Origin of the sequence: Psychrobacter sp. (assembly GCF_030457785.1) — a bacterium.
Lineage (GTDB): Bacteria > Pseudomonadota > Gammaproteobacteria > Pseudomonadales > Moraxellaceae > Psychrobacter.
On record NZ_JAKDUI010000257.1, the window covers coordinates 1 to 3,266 of the forward strand.

The window sequence follows — 3,266 nt, forward strand, 5'->3', positions numbered from 1 at the left end:
TATAAACTTGTTGACGCTGAAACTGGCATGAGCCGACTGATTAAATATCAATCACAGGACAGAAAACACGGGATTGTTAACTGTTCTGTAATAAACAGAACACACTTTAGCAAAGTACAAAAAGCAATGCAAACATTAATGATAATAATTATCATTAATGTTTAATTTTGTCTTATTTTTTACAAAAAAAACCCCGCCTCCATAACGATTTTCCAAATAAGAAAACTATTGTTTGCACATAACAACTAACAGCACCCCGCTTTCGGCATGTCATAACATTGCAAACACTTACGTCTTCGTCTCCCATCAGCCCATCATGGGCTACAAATCAGACTCAGCATCTTGACGCTTGATGACTTTATGCTCATTTTCACTATTATCCAGCTTCCAGTAGCTGGAGATATATAGATGGGTTTTAGCCACCTCTTTTTCTTGTTTAAAATAATGCCGCAATGCTCGCATGCTATTGAACTCACAGGCAGCCCATACCGACACCGCACCTGCTAACCAAGTCAGCATCTTGACTCGTTCTAGTAATGGGGAGTGACTATCCGTTACTACTGGATTGACTATCCAATGAATGTCGATGTTCTTCGGCTTTTCCAGTGGCTGAATATCCGCTTCGCTGATCACCTCTATCACCGCATATCCTTCTGCATCATCAGGTAACTGCGCCAAGTTTACCGTAACAGCTGGTAGAGCCGTCATATCAGCTACCAGTAGAAACCAGTCTGCCTCATTGTTAATGATTTTCTTCGCGCCAGGACCACCGACCAATATACTATCGCCAATTTCAGTTGTTTTCGCCCAATGCGATGCCAGCCCTTTATGACTTTTCTGACCTTGTTCTCCTTCAGGATCTGAACCGTGTAAGACAAAGTCGACGTCTATCTCATCGTCGCGCTGCTGAATGATTGTATAAGTACGCATGTTTGGTTTGCGACCTTCTTCTTGAGGAAATATCAGCTTGATATAGGCGCTTTCTTGATCTACTGGAAAGTCATGCATACCCTCTCCTCCCAGCGTAATACGGCGCATATTAGGGGTGATATCGACGATACCTTTTACATCTAACACTCTAGGTGTGGGTTTGGCCATTGTTTTGCTCCTTTTATCTGTGCCTAATAAAAAACCTGCCACCTCATAAAGGTAGCTGGCTTAATGTAGCGATTAAATAGCCGTTAATCATTCATCAGAACTGAAAGCTTAAAGATGCTTTGACGTTACGACCCATCGCATAATCAGAATAGTCCGAATCAGATGAGTAGCGCGATGAATGATTCACATAAGTCTCATCGAACATATTATATACCCCTAACGTCGCCTTAACTCCTGCTAGCTGTGCAGGTGTGTAGGTCATGAATATATCATGTACATCATAAGCTTCTTTTTCGGCATCTGAATCATCACCTGTATTAGGGTCGATAGAGGCGACATACGTACTACGCCAGCCTAAATCAAATGTGTCAGTTGGTGCATATCCTAAGCTAACCGTATATCTGTCACCAGCATCATTTTCATCTCCAGTGCCTTGTGACAAGCTATAGCCAGTCTCTTTACCTTCGCTGCGCGCACGTGCATAGCTCAATCCCATACTGGAGTTGTTTGTACGATAATCAGCTGAGAGCTCTACCCCTTTGATTTCATAATCTTCATCTGCATTAAATGAGCCTGCGCATGTACCCGTATCAGAGGCAAGGCCAGTAGTACAATCAATACCACTTTCGTAAGAAATCCAGTTTTCCAAATCTGTCACAAAGTATTTACCAGAGAGCTGTAACGAATCATCTTCAGTGGTTAAGCCACGGAAAATAGTAGATATACCAGCCTCAGCGTTACTGCCAGTTTCTGGCTCTAAATCAGAAGAAATATATTTACCTTCACCATCTGTATTACGAATGGCTTCTTGTAAATCAGGGCCATTAAACAACTGGGTGTAGCTTGCAAATACATTGGTACTTGGCAACACTTGATAGCTAGCGGCAAACGCACCGACGACATTGTCATAGGTTTCACCATTTGCCACATCTTTCGGTGCTTCGTAGCGATCATAACGAACACCAGGCGTTAGCATTAACTTACCTATTTGCCATTGGTCTTCTAAATATACAGAGGTGTTCGTTGCATCGTCACTTCCTCCAACGACACCTAGACGAGTTATCTCAGACTCTTTTGTATAATGCTCAACACCAGTAATCAGCTTATGCGATCCTAATTGACTGTCTATCTGACTGGTATTTTCGATTTTTCCACCTTTGGTGATCAAATCAACTTCAATGCCTTTATTATCTCTATCGAGATACGCTTCAGTGTGATAAACATTGGCTTTGACATCCACTAAATCACTAGCTGGGTTGTAGCCATACTCTAGCGTATAGGTATCACGGCTTTGTTTCCAAGGTATGACAGGATTCCAGCCATCAGCATCAGTCATTGGAAAATCCGCTCGGGCTGGATACATACCGTCATTTTCTGTACGGCTAAAGCTACCACTCACATGATGATCTTTACCTAAGTAAGCACCTGCTTTTAACAAAATACTTTCTGTATCGCCGTCTGACGTTTGAATATCTCGACCAGCACCATCTTCACCTGCTTCGGAGGTGCGTTTGCCATAATAAGCCAACAAATCAACATTTTTAGTTGGTGCAGCAAATACCGTCGCAGAGGTCAACAGCTCGTCATTGTTGCTGGCATAGCCTGCATGCACCTTCGCACCAATTTTTTGATCAACATCAAGCAAATCAGCAGCATCGACTGTCTCAAAAGCAACCGCACCACCAATCGCATCATTACCTAGTGTGACTGAGTTATTACCAACTGAAACTTCAGACTGCTTCAACAAGTCTGGATCAATAACCAAATCTCCAGAGTGGTGGAACGCATAGCCTTCTTGACGAGCACCATCGACGGTCACTTTGAGATTGGTATCATCAAGACCACGAATCCGTACACGTTGATTAAGAGCCGATGTGCCGCCTACTGAAGCGCCTGGTACACCGTCTATAAAGTCATTTAAAAGACTCGCCTGCCCTGCAGGTATATACTGGGCTGAGTCAATAGAGTCTGTTTGCACACCATCACGTACAGAACTACTGGCTGTCACTGTAATGGTCTGCAGCGTGGTGCTTGGCATATCTTCTACAGTAGCAGCACTCGCAATTTGTGACCCCATTACCGCAGCCACACCCATCGACAATACCGTCAAACGGCTAGAAACCCCTACTCTACTCATCCTCTACCTCTCATGTGTGCTATCACAATTA

General features: G+C 43.3%; 2 protein-coding genes. Both read right to left on the bottom strand.

Going from position 1 to position 3,266, the window contains the following annotated elements:
* Positions 1 to 321 precede the first annotated feature (321 nt).
* Positions 322 to 1,098 (bottom strand): siderophore-interacting protein, encoded by a 777-nt coding sequence (locus L0J61_RS10210; RefSeq protein WP_301466337.1) that lies wholly within the window; start codon positions 1,096 to 1,098, stop codon positions 322 to 324.
* 94 nt (positions 1,099 to 1,192) lie between these two features.
* A complete protein-coding gene (locus L0J61_RS10215) occupies positions 1,193 to 3,235 on the bottom strand; it encodes a TonB-dependent receptor (protein WP_301466338.1) in 2,043 nt (680 codons plus the stop codon).
* Positions 3,236 to 3,266: the final 31 nt, after the last annotated feature.